The sequence below is a fragment of the Flavobacterium sp. ENC genome (assembly GCF_020991415.1).
Lineage (GTDB): Bacteria > Bacteroidota > Bacteroidia > Flavobacteriales > Flavobacteriaceae > Flavobacterium.
Genome location: NZ_JAJMOY010000003.1, coordinates 116,507 through 139,401, shown reverse-complemented (window position 1 = coordinate 139,401; position 22,895 = coordinate 116,507). Strand labels below are relative to the sequence as shown.

Sequence of the window (22,895 nt, the reverse complement as noted above, 5' to 3'; positions counted from 1 at the left end):
CAACTATAAAAGAAAATTAAAATGGTACATGAAAGAGTAATGGAAAAGCTGGCCATTTTGTCGGATGCGGCAAAATATGATGTTTCTTGTTCGTCTGGTCAGAGTAATAGAAAGAATAAAGACAAGGGACTCGGAAATTCCAGCGGATCCGGTATTTGCCATTCCTATACCGAAGACGGACGTTGTGTGGCTTTACTTAAAATCTTACTGACCAATCATTGTATTTTTGATTGTGCGTATTGTGTCAGCCGAAAAAGCAATGATGTAAAACGTGCTGCCTTTACGGTGCAGGAAGTTGTGGACCTTACGATTGGATTTTACCGAAGAAATTATATTGAAGGTTTATTCCTGAGCTCCGGTATTTTTGACAATCCTGATTTTACGATGGAGCGTCTGGTCAGAATCGCCAAAAAATTGCGGTTAGAGCATAATTTTAACGGCTACATACACCTGAAAGCAATCCCCGGAGCCAGTGACGAATTACTCAAAGAAGCCGGAATGTATGCCGACCGACTGAGTGTGAATGTTGAAATGCCAACCGAACAAAGCCTGAAATTACTCGCACCGGAAAAAAATCACAGTGATGTGATCAAACCCATGCACTACCTTAAAAATGAAATTGCCGACCATAAGGAAGAGCGAAAATCCAACTTCAAAGCACCGCTCTTTGCTCCTGCTGGACAAAGTACCCAAATGGTAATCGGTGCCACAAAAGAAAGTGATCTTGAAATTTTAGGAATGGCGGACTATTTTTATCAGCAGATGAACATGCGTAGGGTCTATTATTCCGGATATGTACCGATAAGCTACGACAACCGTCTTCCTGCTATCGGGACGCCGGTTCCCATTATCCGTGAAAACCGTCTGTATCAGGCCGACTGGTTAATTCGCTATTATGGTTTTAATGTCAATGAAATTGTTGGGTTCAACCAGCCCAATCTGGATTTGGATATTGATCCCAAACTCGGATGGGCGCTGCGTAACCTGAATCAGTTTCCGGTCGATATTAATACGGCGGATCTCGAACTTATCAAACGTATTCCCGGAATAGGTTTTTTAAGCGCCAAAAAAATTGTCGCAGCCAGAAAGTTCAAAAAACTCACTGCAACGGACTTACTGAAAATGGGGATTGCCTACAGCCGGGCCAAATATTTCCTGGCATTTGCATCGCCCTTTCTACTGCAGAAGGATTTTACCGCCAGTCAGATCAAAGATCATATTTTAGATACTCAAAAAAGCAAGTACCAAAACGATTTCTCCAATCAACTTTCTCTATTCGGCGCATGACACAGGTAATATATGACGGTACTTTTGAAGGATGGCTCACGGCTGTCTTTGAAATTTACGAGCTCAGATTAAAAGATATCGTTTTTGCAAAAGAAGAACCGGCAACCGGTTTGCTTTTTGCTGCCTCCTATTTTGTGGTAACCGATCCTGAAAAAGCAAAACGTGTTTCCGATGGTTTAAAAAAGAGGCTTTCAAAAGAAGGATTCAAAAGAATCTACAGCACTTTTTTATCCGAAACAGAACAGTCGGAAGATCTTATGTTTCGATTTGCCAGCTATGTTTTCGCCTCCGAAAAAAACATAGAAGAAGATTTGTCCAACAGTGAAGTCTGGGGCATCCGGAAAGCGGCCCAGATAACCCGAAGGGAAAGCCACCGAATGAAAGCTTTTGTTCGTTTTAAATTAACCAAAGACGAATTGTATTATGCTATTATAGAACCCGAGTGTGATGTGCTTCCGGTAATCGAAAATCATTTTAAGAACCGCTATGCCGATCAGCGCTGGCTTATTTATGATGCTAAACGAAAATACGGCATTTATTATGACCTTGAAAAAGTCTCGACAGTGGAACTGCAATTTAGTGACGATGTAAATTCCGCTAAATTCTTAGCTGAAATTTGTGATCAGGAAGAAGCCTTTTTTCAAAATTTGTGGGTACAGTATTTTAATAATGTCAATATTGAATCCCGAAAAAATACACGTCTTCACCTTCGTCACATGCCTAAGCGCTACTGGAAAAACCTGACGGAGAAAGTGGCAAACCTTAAAAAATAAAATAATGAGGCGTATAAAAAATTAAATTAGACCATGAAAAAATCTAAAAGCGCGAATTATTCGTACATATAAGAGAGTTGTTCCCAAACATATCCATGATTTTGTTGAAAGTCCTTCTAAAAAAATTAACTTTGAAGAAAAACATGAAAAATACAATGATCAAAATTTTACTACTGTCGGCAATTTTTTCTTTTGCCAGCTGTAGTGTAACTTCCGGCAGCCATTCGCACAGTTCTAACGGAAAAGTAAAACGCGTGCCACCCGGACAGGCTAAAAAAATGAACGGTGATAAAAGTGCAAAGAAATACGCGCCCGGACAAAACAAATAGTCCGCCAAACTAGTTTATTTACCCGGTTATTTATCTGAAATCTATTTTTGATTGCTTAATTTTTAACTTCGGCTTAGTTTTTGTTTTTAACCTAAATTATTAATCTAATACAACTACGATTATGAAATCTTTAAAACATTTATTGACGATATTTTCTTTTTTCGCCTTGAGCTTTTCTTATGCTCAGGTATCTGTTAATGTAAATATTGGAACACCACCTGCATGGGGACCTTCCGGATACGATAATGCCCGTTATTACTATTTACCGGATCTGGATACCTATTATGATGTAAATACGGCTAATTATATTTATGTAAGTAATGGACAATGGATTCGCGCAAGATCATTACCAAGAGTCTACCGTAATTATGACCTGTATAACGAGTACAAAGTAGTCCTTACTGATTACAGAGGAGACAGACCTTATGACAATTACAAAGTTCATAAAGTAAAATATGGCAAAGGGTACAAAGGAAGCCCTCAAAAAACAATTGGGCAAAGACCTGGCAAGGGTAACAATAAACATGACCACGATCACGGTCCCGGAAAAGATAAAGGCCACGGAAATGGTCATGGTAAAGGAAAACACTAAAAGTCAAAATAATACCATTCAGACTATAATCCGGTCTAATGCACAAAATACCTGTAAGCAAATTGTTTACAGGTATTTTTTTTTATACTCGAGGTTCGCTTAAAAATACTTTTCAAATTTGAGATAAGAATGGTAACTTAGTAAAAATCAATTGCAGTACCTGCACGCTGTTCAAAAAATCGCTTAATGAAAATACTCTGGAAATATTTACAGCCCCATCGCAATCTTGTTTTTCTTTCTTTATTACTCGCCGGAATAGCACAACTTCTCACTTTGGTTGATCCGGTAATATTCGGAAAAATTATAGATCAGTATGCCACCAATAAAAATAACCTTTCTGAAAATGAACTGCTTTCCGGAATATTGTACTGGCTTGGAATTGCACTCGGAATAGCCGTATTCGCAAGACTAAGCAAGGCAGCACAGGATTATTTTACCAGAAAAGCCGTTGCCGGATTTGGAATGTCTATTTTTAACGACGGACTGAAACAAACGCTCAGGCTTTCATATCAGGAATTTGAAGAAAGCAGAAGCGGTACTACCCTATCCGTGCTCCAAAAAGTAAAAACAGATTCCGAACGTTTTATCAATTCCTTTATCAATGTCATGTATTCCTCGCTCATTGGGGTGGGGTTTCTTATCTGGTACAGTATCAACAAAAACTGGCTGCTGGTTCCTGTTTTTTTTGTTGGTGTGGTCTTACTGGGATCGCTAACAGGACTGGTTTCGAAAAAAATAAAAGGCATACAGAAATCCATCAACCGACAAACAGATAAGCAAGCCGGAGTAATTACAGAAAGCCTTAGAAACATAGAACTCGTCAAAAGCCTTGGCCTTACTTTCGCCGAAATTAAACGAATGAATCAGCAGACCCTAAGAATTTACAATCTGGAGATGCAAAAGGCAAAGAAAGTTAGTGTTCTTTCTTTTTTACAGGGCAATATGCTAAATCTCCTCAAACAATCGATTCTGTTTATCTTATTGTGGCTTATTTTCAGAAAGGTACTTACGACAGGCGAACTCATTGCAATGCAATTTATATCGACGGCTATTTTTACCCCTTTGCAGGATTTGGGAAATATGATTATTTTATACCGGGAAGCAGATGCTTCTTTAAAAACTTTCGACCGTTTAATGAGCAGGCCCATAGAAACGCGTCCTGAAAATTCTATTGAAGTTGATAAACTGGAATCCCTTGAATTTAAAAACGTAGTGTTCAAACATAAAACTGCCGGTTACAATGCGATTGATGATATTTCCTTTAAAATCAGTCTGGGCAATACCATTGCCTTTGTGGGTCCCTCCGGTTCCGGAAAATCTACCCTGGTCAAATTGCTCGTTGGCCTTTATGTGCCAGTCGAAGGAGACATTTATTTTAATGAAATTAACTCCGACCAGATCCGATACAATCCTCTGCGAAGACAAATTGGTTTCGTGACACAGGATACACAATTGTATGCCGGATCTATTAAGGACAATCTGCTTTTTGTGAATCCTGCTGCTACCGACGAGGAAATTAATGAAGCCTTAAAGAAAGCATCGGCAGCAGCACTCATTGCAAAAGCTTCCCATGGACTGAATACATTATTAGGAGAAAGCGGAATGAAGCTTTCAGGCGGTGAAAAACAACGCCTTTCCATAGCCAGGGCGTTGTTGCGGAAACCACAGCTGCTTATTTTTGATGAAGCGACCTCCGCGCTGGATTCCCTGACCGAAGAACAGATCACGGCTACAATCCGGGAAATTTCGCAAAGCAGAAAACGAATGACCATTTTAATTGCGCACCGACTTTCTACCATTATGCATGCGGATACTATTTATGTTTTGGAAAAGGGAAAAATTTCCGAAACCGGAACACATGATGAACTACTGGACAAAAAAGGCCTTTATTACTCGATGTGGCGTCAGCAGGTAGGCGAAAGAAGATAAACAACAGGCTGATATGGTGTCAGATAACCGAGATTTAAATTATATAACAAAGCCCGATAATTATATAAATTTAAAATAGGGATCGTCTGTATTTTTGAAATGTCTTTTAAGAGATAAAAACAGGATTTCACCACAACCTTTATCATAAATACATTCGACCATGGCCTACGCAAATAATGATTTAACCCGCTTTTTAGACGCACAAAACAAATTATATCTTACTGCCTTTTCGGAAATTAAAAAAGGGAAAAAAGAATCACACTGGATGTGGTTTATCTTTCCCCAGATAAAAGGACTCGGTAAAAGCAGTATAGCCGATTATTACGCTATTGCAGATCTGAAAGAAGCAACAGCTTATCTTCAGCATCCTATTTTAGAAAAACATCTCGTAGAAATCGCGCAGCTTTTATTGCAATGTAAAAAGAAATCTGCGGAAGGTATCCTAGGGGAATTAGACGCCCGAAAATTGCGTTCCTCACTTACACTGTTCAGTCAGGTCGAAAATGCAAATCCTATCTTTAAAGAACTTTTAGACACTTTCTTCGCAGGTCATTTAGATCCGTTGACATTGTCTATTGCTCATGCAACGATGCCTGCTCTTGAAAAAGTGGCTTAGTTTAAAAGTGAAATAAAACACTCTTAGTCTGATTTTATATAAAAAACTGAAGTGAATTAAAATTCAAATCTTAACTTTATATCAGGCCGCTGGCAACTTTAGTTACCGGCTTGTATAATTAAAAATTCAGAAAAAATGACGACAGAAAATAACAATACCCTTTTTCCAAAAGGCAACCCATTGCCTAATGACTGGTTTAGCGGAGAAGCTTTTTTAACCCCATTAATCGCGAGAGACAAAAACAACGAATTTTCGGCAGGAAGTGTAAGCTTTGATGCCAAAGCACGAACCAACTGGCATACACATCCCAAAGGTCAGGTCTTACTGGTGACGGAAGGCCAGGGATATTATCAGGAAAAAAATCAACCGGCCCGGATTATTAAAAAAGGGGATGTCATCACTATTCCGGAAGATGTCGAACACTGGCATGGCGCTTCAGAAAATACAAACATGACCCACATTGCCATTACAAACTACAAAGACGATTTGCAGGTCACCTGGCTTCAGCCTGTCACAGATGAAGAATACCAAAGTGCCATAACATCAATTAACAATAAGTAGCCGTAAAATTAGTATTTCAATTGACATCGGTATGCTTTCGAAAATTAAAAAAAAGCACTCAGATTTTGCTTTAATATAAACTTCAAAAAAACCTGTAAATCTATTGTTTACAGGTTTTTTACTTTAAAGTTTGGGCTAATTTTAAAAATTGTACTCATTTTCTTTCTATTTTAGCATAAAGAAATAAATACCGAACCGACACAGATCGACTATTGACCATATTAAAGCCTGATAATATGAAAAGTAATTCCTTATTTCGTCCTGTACTATTGATTATAATGCTGCTTTTTCTGTCTGATGTAAAGGCTCAGGGAAAAGGTTTTCAGGTACTCTTTACCACTGAAAATGATTTTTTAGCCATTCATAATAAAGATGAAAATTATACCGGAAGTGCCAAAATAGAAGTCCAGTTTCCGGAACTGGTAAAATGGTTTCCTTTTTTTAAATACAAAAAGCCGGAAGAATCACTGACTATTCAGCGCATTGGCATTGGAGGAACAGCGTACACACCCCAAAATTTAGCAGCATCAGAACCCCTAACAGATGACAGGCCTTACGCTTCACTGATGTTCCTGAATTTCGGAAACACTTCCTATAATCTGGTCACGGGAGCTGTACTGCAAAGTGAAATTGTAATTGGTGCCATAGGAACATCCCTGCCCGGCAATGCACAATCCTACATTCATAAACACCATTGGTTCGGATCCACACGGGATGTGCCCATGGGCTGGGACAATCAGATTGGATACAAGGGATCTTTTATTTTTAATTATAATGCCCGACTGGAATATCCCGTCTTTTCGGGATTTAATGCTGATGGAAAATGCAGCTGGCTGCAACTGCGTTTGCGTGGCGGAGCAGAAGCAGGAAACTATACTGCCAATGTAAAAGGCGGCATTAAAATAAACCTCCTTAATTTAAACAGCGGCATTATGCAGGACTATTCTCCGAGTGTTCCGGGCACTTTTCTAAAAAAAACAAATCTTATTTTTCCTGCCATCCGGATGAATGTTTTTATCACACCAGAAATAAGAGCTGTGGCTTACAACGCCACTTTAGAAGGGCTACTGTTCAGCGATCACAGCATTTATACAATTCCGCATAGCGACATCAACCGCATTGTATTTGATCTAAGTGCCGGAGTAAATCTACTGATCAAAGACCGGGTTTATTTAAAATATGCCTTGTACGGAAGAAGCAGGGAATATAGCGGAGGCAAAGATTTTCATTACTGGGGCGGCATTTCACTGGGATATTCTCCGGCCCGATGGAATCGATAGTGAAATTTTCTGCGGGAAGAATGTTTTTTCACTTAATTCCCTTTAACAAAAACCTTCAAATCCATTCTTTCCTTTCCAAAACCGCATAATGCTTTAACAACTTTCCCTTCTCTTTTTTTGTAATTTTACAGCCATCCAAATCCTTCCTATGAAACGTTCCGGTACGGCAGATCTTCCTTTACATTATGGCCATGTTCCTTTGTGGCTCGCTGACCGTATGTCAAAACTTGGCTTTGCGATTGTCGAGACGATTGCCATGGAATTTTCAACTTCTGAAGTCATCAGTAAGCTGAGCAATCCGTTTTGGTTTCAGAGTTTTGGTGCGGTTATGGGCATGGACTGGCATTCTTCGGGAATAACGACTTCGGTTTTGGGCGCTTTAAAAAAATCGGTAAATCCACATTCGAAAGAACTCGGAATTTACATCTGTGGCGGAAAAGGCAAACATTCGATGCTCACTCCGCAGGAACTTTTGTTTGTAGGCGAAAAAACCGGACTTGATGGTAATGATCTGGCGAATTGCAGCAGGCTTACCGCCAAAGTAGACAACACGGCGATTCAGGATGGTTTTCAGTTGTACCAGCATAATTTTATTGTGGATAACAAAGGACAATGGGCGGTGATCCAGCAGGGAATGAACCCGAATTCGAAAACGGCCAGAAGATACCATTGGCATTCCCAGGATTTAAAGTCCTTTATCAATGAACCTCATACCTTTATTTACGGCGAAAATCAGGGGCCTATTCTTAATCTTACTGCCGGAACAGCGGAGAAATCCCGGGCCGGTATTTTAGAATTATCGAAAGAATCCCCGACCAAAATTATGAAGGAAATGCAACATCTCTCTATGCCGTCACATCATGACGTGAGAATAGAAGATGTTAACATGAAACGTCTTGGAGCGATGTTATGGGCCACACACGAAAACAAACCGGAAGACTTCGAGGACCTTTTACTTCTAAAAGGAATGGGACCAAGAGCCCTGCAATCGTTAGCCTTAGTAAGCGAAATTATTTACGGAACACCAACACGTTTTGAAGACCCTGCCCGCTTTTCTTTTGCACATGGTGGAAAAGACGGTCATCCTTTCCCCGTTCCGTTAAAGATTTACGACGAAACGATTACCACTTTACAAAGAGCAATTAACCGTGCCAAAATTGGCAACAGTGATAAAGTCGATGCGATTCGAAAATTATCTGAAATTTCCCGAAACGCAGAAGAAGGTTTTACTCCAAACACTAATTTTGATGCTTTGATTCAAAAAGAAAGAAACGAATCACATCTATACGGCGGCAAAACCATTTTCGGCGAGGCCAAACCTCCAAAAAACAAACCTGCAAATCCCGGAAATCAGTTGGAATTGTTTTAATTTTTTTAATTTTTTTAAAGCTAGGAAAGCTAAATATCGTAACACACTCATAAACAGATCTGTATTTTCAATTTTAACACGCTTCTTACCCTAAACATGGGAATTATGTAAATCGCAAAACAATAAAATTATCTTAAAGAGGGTTATATTTATATTGAGATAATTTTAACATTAAAAAATTTACATTATGAAAAACCCATTTCTAAAAAAGCAGAATGTTTTCGTATATCTTTCTGTTTTATTCCTGGCACTTACACAGTTATCCTGCAATAACGACGATAACAATAATAATGGTGATGATGACGATGATGACGTACCTGTTGGAACACTTCCTCCGGTAGAAACGAAACCTGCAAACTCCACTTATGTTGCCGCATTTAAAGGGCAAACCCGAATTGCAGGGATAAAAACCGAAACAGCTTATACCAGTAAAGTTTTTGCCGAAGGTCTGGCCAGTCCGTGGGGAATGGATAATTTACCTGACGGAAGAATTATCGTAACTCAAAAAGCGGGTACCATGAGAATTGTTACTCAGGCCGGAACTGTGGGCGGAACAATTACCGGAATTCCGGCAGTAAACAGTAACGGTCAAGGCGGTTTACTGGATGTTGCGGTTGATCCTGACTTTGCTACAAACCGAATGATATACTGGAGTTTTTCATTTAACGGAACTGCAGGTACTGCAACAGCCGTAGCAAAAGGAAAACTTTCTGCAGACGAGACAAAAATCGAAAATGCCGTTGTAATCTACAAAGCGATTCCGGAGTTTAACAGCACGCTGCATTACGGTTCACGCCTTGCCTGGGACAAACAGGGAAATCTTTTTGTAAGTACAGGCGAACGTTCTGATATTGCATCAAGACCGCTGGCTCAAAAATTAGATGCTGCTCTCGGTAAGATTGTACGCATTACCAAAAATGGTGAACCTGCAGCAGGAAATCCGTTTATTGGTCAGACTGGTGTATTGCCTGAAATTTATTCGTACGGACACCGAAATCCTCAGGGGCTTGCCGTACATCCTGTAACCGGAGAACTTTGGGAAGCAGAACATGGTCCGCTTGGAGGTGATGAAATCAACAGAATTGCAATTGGTAAAAATTACGGCTGGCCAACCATTACCTATGGTCTTGAATATAGCGGTGCAAAAATCGGAGATGGTATTACAACCAAAAGCGGTATGGAACAACCGGTTTATTATTGGGATCCTGTAGTTTCGCCAAGCGGAATTACTTTTTACTCAGGAAATTTAATTCCGGAGTGGAAAAATAATTTATTTGCCGCTGCATTAAGTGGTCAGCATGTCGTACGACTTGTCCTTAAAGACAATGTTGTAGTGGCCGAAGAAAGATTACTTACCGCTGCCAACAGCCGTTTTAGAGATGTCTTAGAAGGAAAAGACGGCGCTTTGTATGCTGTTACAGATGGCGCAAATGCTAAAATCTATAAAATTGCAAAATAAGCAGAACAATTGATCAGAGATGAAAAATTTCATTCTTCATCTCTGATCAATCACTGTAATCACTAACTGAAAGGTGTTTTTATATACTTTTCAGTTTTTTTATTTGGATATATGTATTCAACTACGTAGTTTTGTACCTATATCTAATTTGAAATAAAAATGGAAATAAAACTTATCCAGAATGAATATGAAAAAGAAATCGTTGACTTGATTTTAAACATTCAGCAGAAAGAATTCAATGTGCCGATTACCCTGGAAGATCAGCCGGATTTACTGAACATTAAAAACTTTTATTTCGAGTCGGGCGGCTGTTTTCTTGGTGCTTTTATTGATGGAAAACTGGTGGGGACTATTGCTCTGGTTAAATTTAATGCAGAAGACGGAGCCATCAGAAAAATGTTTGTGCGAAAAGAATACAGAGGAAAGGACTATAGTATCGCCCAGCAATTGTTGGAACAATTAATACGATATAGTGAAGAAAACGGCTTAAAAAACTTATATTTAGGAACCGTTACTATATTACAGGCTGCATTGCGATTTTATGAAAGGAATAATTTCATTACCATCCCCAAAGAATCACTTCCTGGTGATTTTCCTATAATGAGACCCGACAATGTGTTCTGTCACTTACAACTAAATCAGACCAAATGAATATAATTGATGAAATAGGAACTCTTGCGCTGTCCACCCGGTTACAGCGCTTAAGTGAGCAATTGCGTAAAGATGGTGCTTTGGTTTATAAATCTTTTAATATTGATTTTGAGCCCAAGTGGTTTCCTGTAATTTATACTTTACATATCAAAGAAATGCTGAGCGTGGTTGAAATTGCAAACGAAATTGGTTATTCTCACCCTTCGACGATCAGTTTACTGAAAGAACTTGAAAAACTAAAAATCATCAGTTCTAAAAAAGATAAAACAGACGAGCGAAAAAGATTAATTGTGCTTACTCCAAAAGGAAAAGAACTCGTTGAAAAAATGCAGCCGGTCTGGACGGTTATGAAAAACACGCTGGCCGAAATTGCTGATAACCAAAACAATCTTTTAAAAGCCATCGAAGAAGCTGAACAAAAATTAGCGACACAGGGCTTTTTTCAGCGTGTTTCGGAACGCAGCAGGTAATATTACAGTTTACCTGTTATTTTTTTTCTATGGTTGTGACCCCATTTTGCCAGTGATTCGATCACTTCTTTTAGGGTATGCCCATATTGCGTTAACTCATACTCGACCGTTATGGGCTGCGTGTTTAAAACCGTTCGTGTCACCAACTGATTTTCTTCCAGGTTTTTCAGTTCCCTGCTCAGCATCTTACCCGAAATTCCTTCCACTTCCCTTAAAAGATCGGTGAATCGTAAAGTACTAAAACACAGGGAAGCAATAATCGAAATCTTCCATCTTCCGTTGAGAATATCCATGGCATCGTGCACTGCCATGATGTTTTTGTTGCATTTTTGCTGGTCGTGTTCTGGCTCTTTTATCATAGCATGTTAGTTAGTTACCCCGATGTCACAGTTACTTTTGGTAATCAGATGACAAAAATAAACTTAAAGTCTTTACTTTTGACAGGAATTTTAAATTTTAATAAAAATATGGCCTTAATAGAAGCACTTCAGTGGCGTTATGCTACCAAAAAAATGAACGGACAAGTTGTTCCGCAGGAGAAACTGGATTATATTCTTGAAGCAGCAAAATTAGCTCCTTCCTCATCCGGTTTACAGCCTTATCAGATTTTTGTAATTTCGAATAAAGAATTACAGGAAAAAATCAGGGCAGTAGGTTTTGACCAGAGCCAGATTACCGATGCATCGCATGTGTTGGTTTTCGCAGCCTGGGACGGATATTCTTTAGAAAAAATTTCAGCGGTATTTGACAGAACGGTTAAAGAAAGAGGATTACCTGCTGAAGCCATGGATGATTATAAAAAAATGCTTTGGGGAATGTACGAGCCTCTTGGTCAGGAATGGCACGCTATACATGCAGCAAAACAGGCTTATATTTCGTTTGGTATCGCAATTGCTGCCGCTGCTGAACAAAAAGTAGACGCCACACCTATGGAAGGATTTGTTCCTGCTGAAGTAGATAAGTTATTAGGACTGAACGAACTTGGTCTTAAAAGTGCTGTCATTCTTACGCTTGGTTACAGAGATGAGGCAAACGACTGGCTGGTAAACATGAAAAAAGTGAGAACGCCACAAAATGAATTCGTAACAGAAATCAAATAAGAAATTAATTTCTGCTTTATTAAAAATGCTTTTGAAATTGCCTGCAAGGTACTTCAAAAGCATTTTTTTTTTAGTTATCAGTTCAGTTCAGGACCACAGTTATCCGAATACTATTTATTTTAAAACATTATCTGAATCTAAAAGTTATTTATCTTTTAAGATGACTTGAATTGCCTCCTGCTTTAGCTGGAGGTTCAAATGAATTCCTGTGAAGGCTTTAGCCCAATAAAATTACAGGTCTTAATTTAAAACGCTTTTTAAAAATTCGGCTAAAGCCTGCGTTGCTTTATTAGAACCTCCAGCTAAAGCCGGAGGCTATTAATTTTATATCTAACACAAAGCTAAACCCGGTTAAAGCAACAACTTAACAAAATCAAAACACTGAATTACAATTACTTAATATTTCTTCATTAAATATTTTACTATATTTAAACAATTTTGATTTTTTATTAAAAATACATGAAATATCAAAAAAGGATAGCGAAATATCGTTATTCAAAAAGCAGCAATAGCTGAAACATCCTCCATTTACACGTTCTTACATCTGGTCTGATCTTTGTCCATCTTATGATCACTAAACCAACCAGAAAAACTGAGCTGTAAGGAATTTTAATCCTTTTTACCTGAAATCCTCTTTAAAAACCGACTCATCCTTTTTCAATCTTTTATACTATAATTATGAAAAAATTTTACGAAACAGAGACCCATTTTGCCGATACGGGCGATCGGAAGATTGCCTATCGTTCTTATGGTAAAGGAAAAACGATCATTTTTGTAAACCGTTTCAGAGGAACTCTTGATACCTGGGATCCGTTATTTATAACCATGATGGCTAAACGATTTAATGTCATCACTTTTGATTACTCCGGAATTGGCTCTTCAGGCGGAACTATGGCCTCCGACATTGCCATTGTAGCGAAAGACATAAAAGATCTTGCCGACTGGCTGAAACTAGGCACTTTTATGGTTTTAGGATGGTCTTACGGTGGGCTGGTCGCTCAGGCCGCTACTTTATTGTATCCAAATCTGGTCACTCATGCTATTTTATTGGGAACAAATCCACCGGGTCAAAATGAGGTTCCGTTTGAGCAGGCTTTTCTGGATGCTGCCCTAAAACCACTCAATGATTTTGAGGATGAAGTGGTGCTGTTTTTCGAACCGAAATCAGAAAGAAGCCGTGCTGCTGCAAAAGCGTCCCATGACCGGATTCATAAAAAAATAGATGTCAAAAAAATCCCTTCGACTATGGCTGCTTTTCAGGCTTACTTCGCGGGTGGAGAAGGTTTTCGCGAAGATGTTTTAAACTTTAGGGAACAGCTTAAAAAAACAAAAACGCCGGTGCTGGTTATTTCGGGAGATCATGACATTAGTTTTGCGGTAGAAAACTGGTATCCTGTCATCAATCAAATGGTTAATGCACAACTGATCGTCTATTCTGAAACGGGGCACGGACCTCAGCATCAATATCCGGAACTGACTACCAAATACATCATCAATTTTGTGAAATATATGCATTAAAAAAGAGGAAGTTACTGCTTCCTCTTTTACTCAGATTACGTCAAATGCGACATGTTTGATATATTTTCTGTTGTAGGTATACAAAACATGAATTTTTCCGTCTGTGGTCTTTATAATGGCCGGGTAACTGAATTCTCCTTCCGTTTGGTTTTCGAGATCAAAGAGCTTTTTCCATACCATTCCGTTTGATGAATATTCCACGTCAAGGATATTACGTCCGTTAAACCAGTCTTTTCCCTGCGGCAATGGATTATTAACCAGTAAAAAAGCTTTTTTGGATAACGTTAAAGCATCAATTCCCGAATTGGAATTTACCACATTGAGACTATCCGTTTCCGCCCAGTTTTTCCCATTGTCTTTTGACCAGCTTGTTATTATTTTATTGTGTTTGCTTCGCGATAACATCTGAATCGTGTTATTGGCGTGCACTAAAAACGTGGGCTGAATCACATCAAACTGTTTTTTGTCTTCCACCGCTATTTTTTCCCAGGTATCGGTTGCTTCTGTGTACGTTTCAACATGTACCCGCCATTGGTTGTTTTCGGTACTTTCTGTACTGCTGCCGCATAAAATAACGCCAGGAACCACCTCAACGGGTTTGTTTTTGATTGGACCGAGAATTCCTTCGGGCAGGTACTTTGGGGCACTCCAGGTCGCTCCATTATCTTTCGACGTAATCATGGCGCCGAGCCATTCTCTCGGATTTTTTCCGACTTTATAAAACAAATACAAAATATTGCTTTTGCTTTTGCTTTTGAATAATACCGGATTCCAGCACGGCAACGTATCACCTTTAATAATGGCAGGCTGAATCAGATTCTGAGGTACGGACCATTTTTTGTCTTTATACAGCGAAAAATAAATTCCCACGTCTTTTGCGCCTTCATATTTCCCGCCAAACCATGCCGCCATAAGCTGATTGGGCTTAATTTCGACAAGAGTTGCCGCATGGCTGTTATGGGTAACAGGTTCATCGGCAATATAACTTTGCGTAATATTTGCTGCCTGCAGGTTTTTCTTCGGTACAGAGGTACAGGAAACACCAAGCGCCAGCAATAGAATTACTATAGGTTTACATTTTAAAATCATTTTTAATTTATATTTTCAGGTTTTGAGGTTTCATGTTTCAAGTTTCATGTTTCACGTTTCACGTTTCACGTTTCAGGTTTCAGGTTTCAGGTTTCAAGTTTCAAGTTTCAAGTTTTCACTCGCATCTCCCATCTCTCATTATCAAATTATCTAATTATCTAATTATCTAATTCCCAAAAACAGCAAAAGGAGAGTTACCTCTCCTTTTTGCCTTGTTAAGTAACGAATCCCTTAAACTAAACTTTACTTAAACTGCTTATTTTGTATCCCACCAAAGTTTGGTTCCTCCTGAATCAGGACCACCTAATTTTGAGATAGCATCTCTTACGGCATCCCTGTTTGATGAATATTCATTGGTCACAAAGATGACACGTTTCATTAAGCTTTTCCCTACTCCGGCGTCCAGATTGTCTGTATTCAATACCGGGTAAATAACTTTAGCATCACTTCTGCGTAAGTCAGCCCATGCTTCCCAGGATTCAGGGAATATCGCTAAATATTTCTGAACTGCAATTTGTGTACGCTGGTTGGCTACAGAAGCATCCCATGCTACAGGAAGTGTTACGGGAACAGTTTGTAAACCTAACGCTGGATAAGTTGCTGCCACATTTGGCACACTTGGTTTAGAGGTTCCTGAGATATAGTTACTGATAGTGGTAGCATCAGTTATCCCCCATTGTCTCAATGATAAAGCGATACCCTGCTCGTAAAGGCTTTGTGCAGTACCACTCATGTTCCATCCGTTCAATGCACCTTCGGCTCTGCTCAAAAAGTTTTCGGAAGCCATGAAGACTTCAATGTTTTTGGTTTCACTAAGACTTCCATTAGAACCACTTCCGAGTACGTCATTATTGAACATAGAGAATTTAGTAGTTCCAAACTGGCCTTGTAAACCTCCAACCGGTCTTCCCTGATACACACCTGTATCAATTGGAGAGAACCATTTTGCCAATCTTGGATCACCATATCCTACCAAAAGACTTTCCATTGAAGCTGTCATATAATACCCCCAGGCATTTACAATCATATTCATGTTGTTTGGGGTAATATTACTCACTTTAAAAGTAGCACTTTGCTCATTCGTTTCTATAACACCTGCAGCTACTGCAGCTTCTGCCTGAGCTTTTGCTTTTGCAGGATCAATATCCGAAATTCTTAAGGCTAAACGCAGTCTTAGGCTGTTTCCGAATTTTTTCCAGTTTTGTACATTTCCTGAATATATTCTGTCATTAGGCTGAAGTGTACCCACTGTCGTTGCCGAAGTAGCATTTAAGGTAGCATTTGCTTCGTCTAACAGTTTAAAAAAGTCTGCATAAATAAATTCTACACTATCATATGGCACTTTTTCCTTATTGTTCCCTGCTTCTGTGTAAGGAATCGGACCGTAAGCATCTGTCATTTGATTGTACATAAATACTTTCCAGATTTTTAATACGGCAAGAGCGTCAGCATTTCCTGCAGATGCTTTGATTGCATTGTTTAAGGCCGGTACCGCAACGGTGTAAAATCTTAACCATCCACGTCCTTCATACCCATTTACAAATGCATTTCTTTCTGTACCATATCCACAACTTAAATATTGTGTAAAAGTAGAAGGCAAAATACCTGTTGCAATACCCCAGGTTCCCTGATCATCTACTCCCGGTGAAGAGTAAGATCCGTTGTGGATCCCGGCATACAATGCTGAGGCAAATGCGGGACCTGCAAGAGTAGGATCTAACTGATCTTCTGTCAACGTATTTTTATTGGTGTTTATCTCATCAAAATCTTGTGTACAGCTTGAAAAAACACAGAGCATCGACATGACCACTCCTATTGTTTTAATTTTATTATTTTTCATATTATTTCTTTTTTAAATTAAAATCCAAACTTCACATTCACACCATATTCTCTCGTTGAAGGAATATTGAAAGACTCGATACCTTGTAAGTTACCTGTACCCGCTCCTGCTTCAGGATCAAAATATTTCGCTTCGTTTAAGAAGAAAAATAAATTTCTTCCTACTATTGAGAAATCGATATTGGCAAAACCACTGTTCAGCAACATACGTTTTGGCAATGAATAACCAAATACAAGTTCTCTTAATCGGATGTTTGTTGCGTCATAAATAAAAGGTTCTGCTACCGGTGTTCTTTGTCCGATGGCTGTCCAGTATTGTTCAGCGGTAATACTTGTAGTGTTTGGAGAGTACGTTCCGTTTCCATTCGAAACAACACCAGGTACCACAATACCACCTTCTCTTCCGGCTAAAGTTACATCACTTACTCCTAAACCGGCTTCTCTTGCCTGTGAATAGGAGATCACCTCTCCGCCAATTCTGAAATCAACAAGGAAACTTAGTGAAAAATCTTTATATCTGAAATTATTTTTAAAACCAGCTGTCCAGTCCGGGTTGAAATTACCGGCACGAACGCTAAAATCATCTGTTGCCAACGGAATACCCGCAGCGTTTACAATAACCTGGCCGTCAGGGCTTCTTTGGAATCCTTTGATGTATAAATCTCCGTATTCTCCTCCTTTGATTACTTTACTTCTCACTAACCTTCCTTCACCAATAACCAATTCTTCTCTGTTATCGTAGATAGACGTAATTTTTGATTTATAAGACGCGTAATTCGCCATAATATCCCACGAGAAATTTTCGGTCTGGATTGGTGTTGCCGTAAGCGTAAGCTCGACACCTTTGTTTTCGATATCACCACCATTTAACACTGCTCTTGATTTTGAAGAAGATTCAGGCGTATTGATAAAGAAAATCTGATCTGATGTTTTGGTCTGGAAATACGTAAAATCTAATCCCAAACGGTTTTTAAAAAATCTCACGTCTGCACCAAACTCTGTAGAACTTGACATTTCAGGTCTAAGGTTAGGATTTGCAGCTGTAGTCTGAGAATACAACATACCACCGTTACCACCAATATAAGATAATTGTGAACTTGTCTGAAAAGGATCTGTATCATTACCCACTTTTGCGTAAGAACCTCTTATTTTGGTAAAGCTGATCACTTCCGGCAAAGTTACCATATCTGATATTACAGCAGAAAGACCTACCGAAGGATAAAAGAAAGATCTGTTTTGTGACGGTAATGCAGAAGACCAGTCATTTCTTGCTGTTAAATCTAAGAAGAGGTAATTTCTGAATCCGATTTGAGAAAACCCGTAAACGGAATTAACTTGTTTCTCTGACATGGCAGAAAGAGACTGAACTGTCGCTACATTGATTAAAGAAAAATAGTTTCTTTTGCTTAAAACCCCACCGGAATTTAATGAAGAACTGGATTGTTTCAGCATGTTGGCACCGGCATTAAGACCAATTGTAAAGTCACCGAATGTTTCTTTATAAGAAAGTAATGCATCTGTATTAAACTCACTTACGGTTTCATATGACTCACTATAGGAACCTAAGTTGTTGTTAAATGCTCTTGTTGCATATCTGTTTCTGACCAATTTATTCGTCATTTGATCTAAACCGGTTCTTACCTGTAAACTTAACGTATTTGTAAAGTCATATTTAAGAGAGGCAAGACCTATAAATCTGTTTCTTTTGTCTTTACGGGAATCATCACGTAAGGCAGACCAGTACGGATTTCCACCAGGAGAACCTGCTTCGTCTATGAAGTAGTTTTGTTGCAATTGTCCTGCAGCATCCGTGTATTCAAAATTTTTGTATTCGTTAAATTTAATACTACGAGGCAATAAATAAGCAGAGGTACCTATAGACTCTTCACCGGTTCTTAATAAATTATCGATGTTCTGAACGATGTAGTTTGTTTTTACATCCAAAGAAAGTTTATCTGATAATTTACTGGTCAGTCTTAAGTTAAGGTTATGTCTGTCTAAAGCATTACCGCCCACAATACCTTCTGCACGAGTATTTGTATAAGAGAAATATCCTTGTGCTTTTTCATTTCCTGTCGTAATAGACAAGGTATTAGCCAGGTTATATCCTGTTTTATAAAAATCAATAACATTATCCGGTTGTGGTGTATAGCTTGTAGTTGCAGGACCTGCGTAATTAGGATTACGTGATAACTGCCATGCTGCAACCTGACGTCCGTCCAGTTTTGCACCCCAGCTTGATACAGAAATCGGATTGTAAACTCCTCCGTCTCCCTGACCGTATTCGTTTTGGAAGTTGGTTAAATTATAAGCGGAAGAAGCCATAAAATTAGAAGAAAGCGAAACCGAAGTTTTTCCTGCTTTACCGGATTTAGTCGTAATAATAATAACACCATTACTTGCTCTGTTTCCATAAAGAGCTGCTGCGGAAGGTCCTTTAAGAACCGTCATAGAAGCAATATCTTCCGGGTTGATGTTTGAAATACCATCAGGCTGAGTGGTTCCTCCTGTATCAATATCAGGATTTCCTGTTGTGGTTCCGTTACTGATTGGCACACCATCCACTACATAAAGCGGCTGGTTGTTACCATTAAGGGATCTGTTCCCCCTAAGTGTGATTCTTGATGAACTTCCTACCCCGTTTGAAGTAGTAGAGAAGTTAAGACCTGCAACCTTACCGGAAAGTGAGTTGGCAACGTTTAGTGATCTTGCTTCTGAAAGCTCATCTACCGCAATGTTTTGCGCAGAATAGGTAATCGATTTTTTCTCTCTTTTGATACCAAGAGCGGTTACTACTACCTCGCCTAACTGGTTCGTGTCTGCGCCCAACGTAACATTGAGGGTCGATTGTGTTCCAACAGGGATTTCTTTTGTAGCTGAGCCTACATAAGAGAATACTAATACTGCTGACTGGTTTGGAACATTAATACTGTACTTCCCATCAAAATCTGTTGACACACTAGTTTTTGTTCCTTTTACCACAACATTCGCTCCCGGGATTGGAATTCCGCTGGAAGCATCTGTGATAGTCCCTTTTACTGTCGTTTGTGCCTGAAGACTTTGAAATCCGAACAGGCAAACTACCAACAGTAATTTTAGTACATCTTTAATCATATAGTTGTTTTTTGAGTTAATAACATGTTAAATTTAATAATAGGGTTTGTTAACTAATCATTATTTCGACAAATGACAATTTTGAAAAGGTGTACGTTACACATTTATAAAAACCTTCATTTTTTCATAGTTAAAATCCTTACTTTTTAAACCATAACATGTTATTAATCCAAACGATTCTTCCAATTATTAAACGTATTCTTTACGAAATACTTAAATCATTGAATATCCTCTTTTTTTAATGCAACTATTAATTGATGACCTTGAAGCTTTGTTTTTGCAAATTTGTCGAATTTCCGCCGACCATAACTTCAAAATCACCGGCCTCAACCACTCTCTTCATTTCTTTGTCCCACAGACTTAATTCGTCAGCTGTTAAAACAAATTCTACCTGTTTGGTTTCTCCTTTTTTAATGAATACCCTTTTGAAACCCTTCAGTGTTTTCTTCGGAGTAGTGACGCTGCTGTATACATCATCGATATACAATTGCACTACTTCATCTCCGTCATAATTTCCGGTGTTTTTTACATTGACGGTAACTTTAAGTTCTCCGGTACTTTTAATTTCTTTACTGCTTAAAGTAAGATTTGAATATTCGAAAGTCGTATAACTTAAACCATAGCCGAAAGTATAAAGCGGATTTTCGCTTTCGCTCACGTATCGGTGAATGGCAGATGGTTTCTGGTTGTAATAGATAGGCAGCTGCCCGACAGATTTAGGAAATGTAATCGGCAGTCTTCCGCCGGGATTGTAATTTCCAAACAGCACATCGGCTACCGCTTTACCTCCTGCTTCACCGGGAAACCAGCCTTCTACGATGGCAGGAATATTTTCACTGATCCAGTTTACGGAAAGCGGACGGCCGTTTAATAACACGCAAACGACCGGAGTCCCTGTTTTTTGAATCGCTTCTATCAGTTCCTGCTGCATGCCGTGTAAATCCAAAGAAGCTACATCTCTGTTTTCTTCTACCAGTTCGTTTGATTCTCCTAAAACCACAATGGCAACATCGGCTTTTTTAGCAGCTTCTACAGCAGGCTGTAAATTTACTCTTTCTAAATTCCAGCGCAGGTGGGCTCTGGCTCCCCAGCCTCCTTCCCACATTTCTATGCGGACTTTGTATTTTTTGCCGGCTTCGATATTTTTGGGCGTAGTCACCATATTCGTGGCTCCTTTGGTCCAGTTGTCAATCACCAGCTGATCGTCAATCCACATTCTGATTCCGTCATCAGAACTTAGCCCCAGCCAGCCGTCAAATGCTTTTTCTGATTTTATAAAGCCGGTCCAGCGAATCGAAAAATCATCGTCTGCCACCCCGTCTCCCGGAGACCATGGCCAGTCGAATTCCAACTGACTGTCGATACGGGTCAGTGCCGGACTTCCTTCTAAATTTCTATTATTGAAATATTCTCCTTTTAATCCGTTTTGAGATTCATCCGGCGTCAGCAAATAGGCTTTCGGAATGACCTGTCCCATTACGATCAACGGTACGCCTTCTTCATAAATTACGTTTGTTTTGGCTCCCACAACTTGTTTGATCCCTTCTAAAACCGTAGTTCCGATTTTGTTTTTTACCGCATATCCGCCTAATCTTGAGGCATTGGCATTTGGTCCGATAACGGCAACTGTTTTTATATCCTTATTTAAAGGAAGCGTATTGTTTTCATTTTTCAGCAAAACCATCGATTTAAGACCCGCTTCCAAAGCAACAGCCTGATTTTCTTTGGTATGAAAACGGTCTTTGATTAAGTTGGTGGCTGTATAGGGATTTTCAAATAATCCCAGTAAAAATTTCAGACGCAAAACACCTCCCGCTGCACGGTCGATATCGTCCATGGTTAGTTTTTTTTCATTCACCAGTTCAATAACCGTTTTTTGCCAGAACTCGTTTGTAAAATCGTAGAACTGCATATCGACACCAGCCTGAATGGCTACACGGATACTTTCTTTTGGGGAATCGGTTACATTATGCGTGGTCTGAAGGTATTTGATCGCCCCTAAATCGGAAACCACAATTCCTTTAAACCCCCATTCTTTTCTAAGAACATCTGTCAGCAGCCAGTGGTTTGCCGCGCAGGGAATTCCATCTAATTCCGAATAGGCACACATGGTTCCTAAAGCACCGCCTTTTCTGAATGCTTTTTCAAACGAAGGAAGATGATCTTCACGGGCCGAACGCTCTCCCACTAAAATCGGCGAAGAATTTCCTCCCGCCTGCGGAATCCCATGTACGGCAAAGTGTTTCGGTTCTGCAATTATAGAACGGTCTGATTTTAAATCATCACCCTGCATCCCTTTTATAAAGGCCAGACCAATTTCGCTGTTTAAATAGGCATCCTCGCCAAAAGTTTCGGCAACCCTTCCCCAGCGTGGTTCGCGGCCTAAATCTAAATTTGGACCTAAACCAAAATGTACGCCGTGTGCTCTGGCTTCGGTCGCAATAACCTGCCCGACTTTACCGATAAGATTGGTATCCCAGGTGGCCCCAAGACCTATATTCATTGGGAAAGCGGTGCTTCCGTCATCTAAATAACCGTGAAGCATCTCACACATAATAAGTGCCGGAATTCCCCATTTGTTCTTTTTAATCACCTCGCTCTGCAAATCGTTGATCATTTTTGCCGAACGGGGATAAATGTCATGGATAGCACCAATCCCTAAATTCCCAATTTGCACATCGGACTTTGATTTAGAGAAATCTTCTTTTTCCTTGAAGTATTCGCCTTTGTACATGTCCATCTGGCGTACTTTTTCCTCCAGGCTCATTCTGCCTAACAAATCTTTTACACGATCTTCAACAGGTGTTTTTGCATCCTGATACGGTAATTTTTTTTGTGCATACCCTTCGCTGTAAAAACTAAAAGCCATTAGGAAAATAATGGCTGTTTTTTTCATTCTTAATGTTAACATAGTTGTGT

19 protein-coding genes are annotated in these 22,895 nt (G+C 39.3%); 14 read left to right on the top strand and 5 right to left on the bottom strand.

Annotation, left to right across the window (positions count from 1 at the left end; genetic code table 11):
• Positions 1–21: 21 nt before the first annotated feature.
• The 12 genes from LPB89_RS09420 (at position 22) to LPB89_RS09365 (ending at position 11,316) form a co-directional block, all read left to right on the top strand.
• Positions 22–1,287: a putative DNA modification/repair radical SAM protein gene (locus LPB89_RS09420; RefSeq protein WP_230701503.1), complete on the top strand. Its 1,266-nt coding sequence runs from the start codon at positions 22–24 to the stop codon at positions 1,285–1,287.
• On the top strand, positions 1,284–2,060 hold the full coding sequence (locus LPB89_RS09415; protein ID WP_230701502.1) for a TIGR03915 family putative DNA repair protein: 777 nt from the start codon (positions 1,284–1,286) through the stop codon (positions 2,058–2,060). Before LPB89_RS09420 ends, LPB89_RS09415 begins: the two co-directional genes overlap by 4 nt.
• Positions 2,061–2,203: 143 nt before the next feature.
• On the top strand, positions 2,204–2,389 hold the full coding sequence (locus LPB89_RS09410) for a hypothetical protein (RefSeq protein WP_230701501.1): 186 nt from the start codon (positions 2,204–2,206) through the stop codon (positions 2,387–2,389).
• 121 nt (positions 2,390–2,510) lie between these two features.
• Positions 2,511–2,981, top strand: coding sequence for a hypothetical protein (locus LPB89_RS09405; RefSeq protein WP_230701500.1), 471 nt, complete (start codon positions 2,511–2,513; stop codon positions 2,979–2,981).
• A 186-nt stretch (positions 2,982–3,167) separates the two neighbouring features.
• Positions 3,168–4,910 (top strand): ABC transporter ATP-binding protein, encoded by a 1,743-nt coding sequence (locus tag LPB89_RS09400; RefSeq protein WP_230701499.1) that lies wholly within the window; start codon positions 3,168–3,170, stop codon positions 4,908–4,910.
• Positions 4,911–5,070: 160 nt separating this feature from the next.
• Complete coding sequence (locus LPB89_RS09395; RefSeq protein ID WP_230701498.1) at positions 5,071–5,526, top strand: DUF1810 domain-containing protein; 456 nt, start codon at positions 5,071–5,073, stop codon at positions 5,524–5,526.
• A gap of 135 nt (positions 5,527–5,661) precedes the next feature.
• Positions 5,662–6,087 carry a cupin domain-containing protein gene (locus tag LPB89_RS09390; RefSeq protein WP_230701497.1) on the top strand — a complete coding sequence of 142 codons (426 nt, stop codon included), beginning with the start codon at positions 5,662–5,664 and terminating at the stop codon, positions 6,085–6,087.
• Positions 6,088–6,323: 236 nt separating this feature from the next.
• Entirely contained in the window at positions 6,324–7,367 is a 1,044-nt protein-coding gene (locus tag LPB89_RS09385) for a lipid A-modifier LpxR family protein (protein ID WP_230701496.1), read from the top strand.
• A 148-nt stretch (positions 7,368–7,515) separates the two neighbouring features.
• The gene (locus tag LPB89_RS09380; protein ID WP_230701495.1) at positions 7,516–8,736 is read left to right on the top strand and encodes a DUF763 domain-containing protein; all 1,221 of its coding nucleotides are present in this window, start codon (positions 7,516–7,518) and stop codon (positions 8,734–8,736) included.
• A gap of 187 nt (positions 8,737–8,923) precedes the next feature.
• The gene (locus LPB89_RS09375) at positions 8,924–10,195 is read left to right on the top strand and encodes a PQQ-dependent sugar dehydrogenase (protein WP_230701494.1); all 1,272 of its coding nucleotides are present in this window, start codon (positions 8,924–8,926) and stop codon (positions 10,193–10,195) included.
• Positions 10,196–10,354: 159 nt separating this feature from the next.
• Complete coding sequence (locus LPB89_RS09370; RefSeq protein WP_230701493.1) at positions 10,355–10,846, top strand: GNAT family N-acetyltransferase; 492 nt, start codon at positions 10,355–10,357, stop codon at positions 10,844–10,846.
• Positions 10,843–11,316, top strand: coding sequence for a MarR family winged helix-turn-helix transcriptional regulator (locus tag LPB89_RS09365; protein ID WP_230701492.1), 474 nt, complete (start codon positions 10,843–10,845; stop codon positions 11,314–11,316). Before LPB89_RS09370 ends, LPB89_RS09365 begins: the two co-directional genes overlap by 4 nt.
• Positions 11,317–11,318: 2 nt before the next feature.
• Here LPB89_RS09365 and LPB89_RS09360 read toward each other — a convergent pair whose 3' ends face one another.
• Entirely contained in the window at positions 11,319–11,675 is a 357-nt protein-coding gene (locus tag LPB89_RS09360; RefSeq protein ID WP_230701491.1) for a helix-turn-helix domain-containing protein, read from the bottom strand.
• Between the two features lie 108 nt (positions 11,676–11,783).
• On the opposite strand from LPB89_RS09360, the gene LPB89_RS09355 reads away from it, so the two are divergent.
• Complete coding sequence (locus LPB89_RS09355) at positions 11,784–12,416, top strand: NAD(P)H-dependent oxidoreductase (protein ID WP_230701490.1); 633 nt, start codon at positions 11,784–11,786, stop codon at positions 12,414–12,416.
• A gap of 678 nt (positions 12,417–13,094) precedes the next feature.
• On the top strand, positions 13,095–13,934 hold the full coding sequence (locus LPB89_RS09350) for an alpha/beta fold hydrolase (RefSeq protein WP_230701489.1): 840 nt from the start codon (positions 13,095–13,097) through the stop codon (positions 13,932–13,934).
• Positions 13,935–13,964: 30 nt separating this feature from the next.
• Here LPB89_RS09350 and LPB89_RS09345 read toward each other — a convergent pair whose 3' ends face one another.
• From LPB89_RS09345 to LPB89_RS09330, 4 genes are all read right to left on the bottom strand, one after another.
• Positions 13,965–15,023 (bottom strand): exo-alpha-sialidase, encoded by a 1,059-nt coding sequence (locus LPB89_RS09345; RefSeq protein ID WP_230701488.1) that lies wholly within the window; start codon positions 15,021–15,023, stop codon positions 13,965–13,967.
• A 256-nt stretch (positions 15,024–15,279) separates the two neighbouring features.
• Positions 15,280–16,863, bottom strand: coding sequence for a SusD/RagB family nutrient-binding outer membrane lipoprotein (locus LPB89_RS09340; RefSeq protein WP_230701487.1), 1,584 nt, complete (start codon positions 16,861–16,863; stop codon positions 15,280–15,282).
• A gap of 17 nt (positions 16,864–16,880) precedes the next feature.
• Positions 16,881–19,976 carry a SusC/RagA family TonB-linked outer membrane protein gene (locus tag LPB89_RS09335; protein ID WP_230701486.1) on the bottom strand — a complete coding sequence of 1,032 codons (3,096 nt, stop codon included), beginning with the start codon at positions 19,974–19,976 and terminating at the stop codon, positions 16,881–16,883.
• A 250-nt stretch (positions 19,977–20,226) separates the two neighbouring features.
• Positions 20,227–22,887 carry a glycoside hydrolase family 3 N-terminal domain-containing protein gene (locus LPB89_RS09330; protein ID WP_230701485.1) on the bottom strand — a complete coding sequence of 887 codons (2,661 nt, stop codon included), beginning with the start codon at positions 22,885–22,887 and terminating at the stop codon, positions 20,227–20,229.
• Positions 22,888–22,895 lie beyond the last annotated feature (8 nt).

Bases quoted from the DNA above. Each gene is read 5' to 3' on its own strand.
- LPB89_RS09420 (WP_230701503.1), top strand. From the start codon at position 22: ATGGTACATGAAAGAGTAATGGAAAAGCTGGCCATTTTGTCGGATGCG.
- LPB89_RS09415 (WP_230701502.1), top strand. From the start codon at position 1,284: ATGACACAGGTAATATATGACGGTACTTTTGAAGGATGGCTCACGGCT.
- LPB89_RS09410 (WP_230701501.1), top strand. From the start codon at position 2,204: ATGAAAAATACAATGATCAAAATTTTACTACTGTCGGCAATTTTTTCT.
- LPB89_RS09405 (WP_230701500.1), top strand. From the start codon at position 2,511: ATGAAATCTTTAAAACATTTATTGACGATATTTTCTTTTTTCGCCTTG.
- LPB89_RS09400 (WP_230701499.1), top strand. From the start codon at position 3,168: ATGAAAATACTCTGGAAATATTTACAGCCCCATCGCAATCTTGTTTTT.
- LPB89_RS09395 (WP_230701498.1), top strand. From the start codon at position 5,071: ATGGCCTACGCAAATAATGATTTAACCCGCTTTTTAGACGCACAAAAC.
- LPB89_RS09390 (WP_230701497.1), top strand. From the start codon at position 5,662: ATGACGACAGAAAATAACAATACCCTTTTTCCAAAAGGCAACCCATTG.
- LPB89_RS09385 (WP_230701496.1), top strand. From the start codon at position 6,324: ATGAAAAGTAATTCCTTATTTCGTCCTGTACTATTGATTATAATGCTG.
- LPB89_RS09380 (WP_230701495.1), top strand. From the start codon at position 7,516: ATGAAACGTTCCGGTACGGCAGATCTTCCTTTACATTATGGCCATGTT.
- LPB89_RS09375 (WP_230701494.1), top strand. From the start codon at position 8,924: ATGAAAAACCCATTTCTAAAAAAGCAGAATGTTTTCGTATATCTTTCT.
- LPB89_RS09370 (WP_230701493.1), top strand. From the start codon at position 10,355: ATGGAAATAAAACTTATCCAGAATGAATATGAAAAAGAAATCGTTGAC.
- LPB89_RS09365 (WP_230701492.1), top strand. From the start codon at position 10,843: ATGAATATAATTGATGAAATAGGAACTCTTGCGCTGTCCACCCGGTTA.
- LPB89_RS09360 (WP_230701491.1), bottom strand. From the start codon at position 11,675: ATGATAAAAGAGCCAGAACACGACCAGCAAAAATGCAACAAAAACATC.
- LPB89_RS09355 (WP_230701490.1), top strand. From the start codon at position 11,784: ATGGCCTTAATAGAAGCACTTCAGTGGCGTTATGCTACCAAAAAAATG.
- LPB89_RS09350 (WP_230701489.1), top strand. From the start codon at position 13,095: ATGAAAAAATTTTACGAAACAGAGACCCATTTTGCCGATACGGGCGAT.
- LPB89_RS09345 (WP_230701488.1), bottom strand. From the start codon at position 15,023: ATGATTTTAAAATGTAAACCTATAGTAATTCTATTGCTGGCGCTTGGT.
- LPB89_RS09340 (WP_230701487.1), bottom strand. From the start codon at position 16,863: ATGAAAAATAATAAAATTAAAACAATAGGAGTGGTCATGTCGATGCTC.
- LPB89_RS09335 (WP_230701486.1), bottom strand. From the start codon at position 19,976: ATGATTAAAGATGTACTAAAATTACTGTTGGTAGTTTGCCTGTTCGGA.
- LPB89_RS09330 (WP_230701485.1), bottom strand. From the start codon at position 22,887: ATGTTAACATTAAGAATGAAAAAAACAGCCATTATTTTCCTAATGGCT.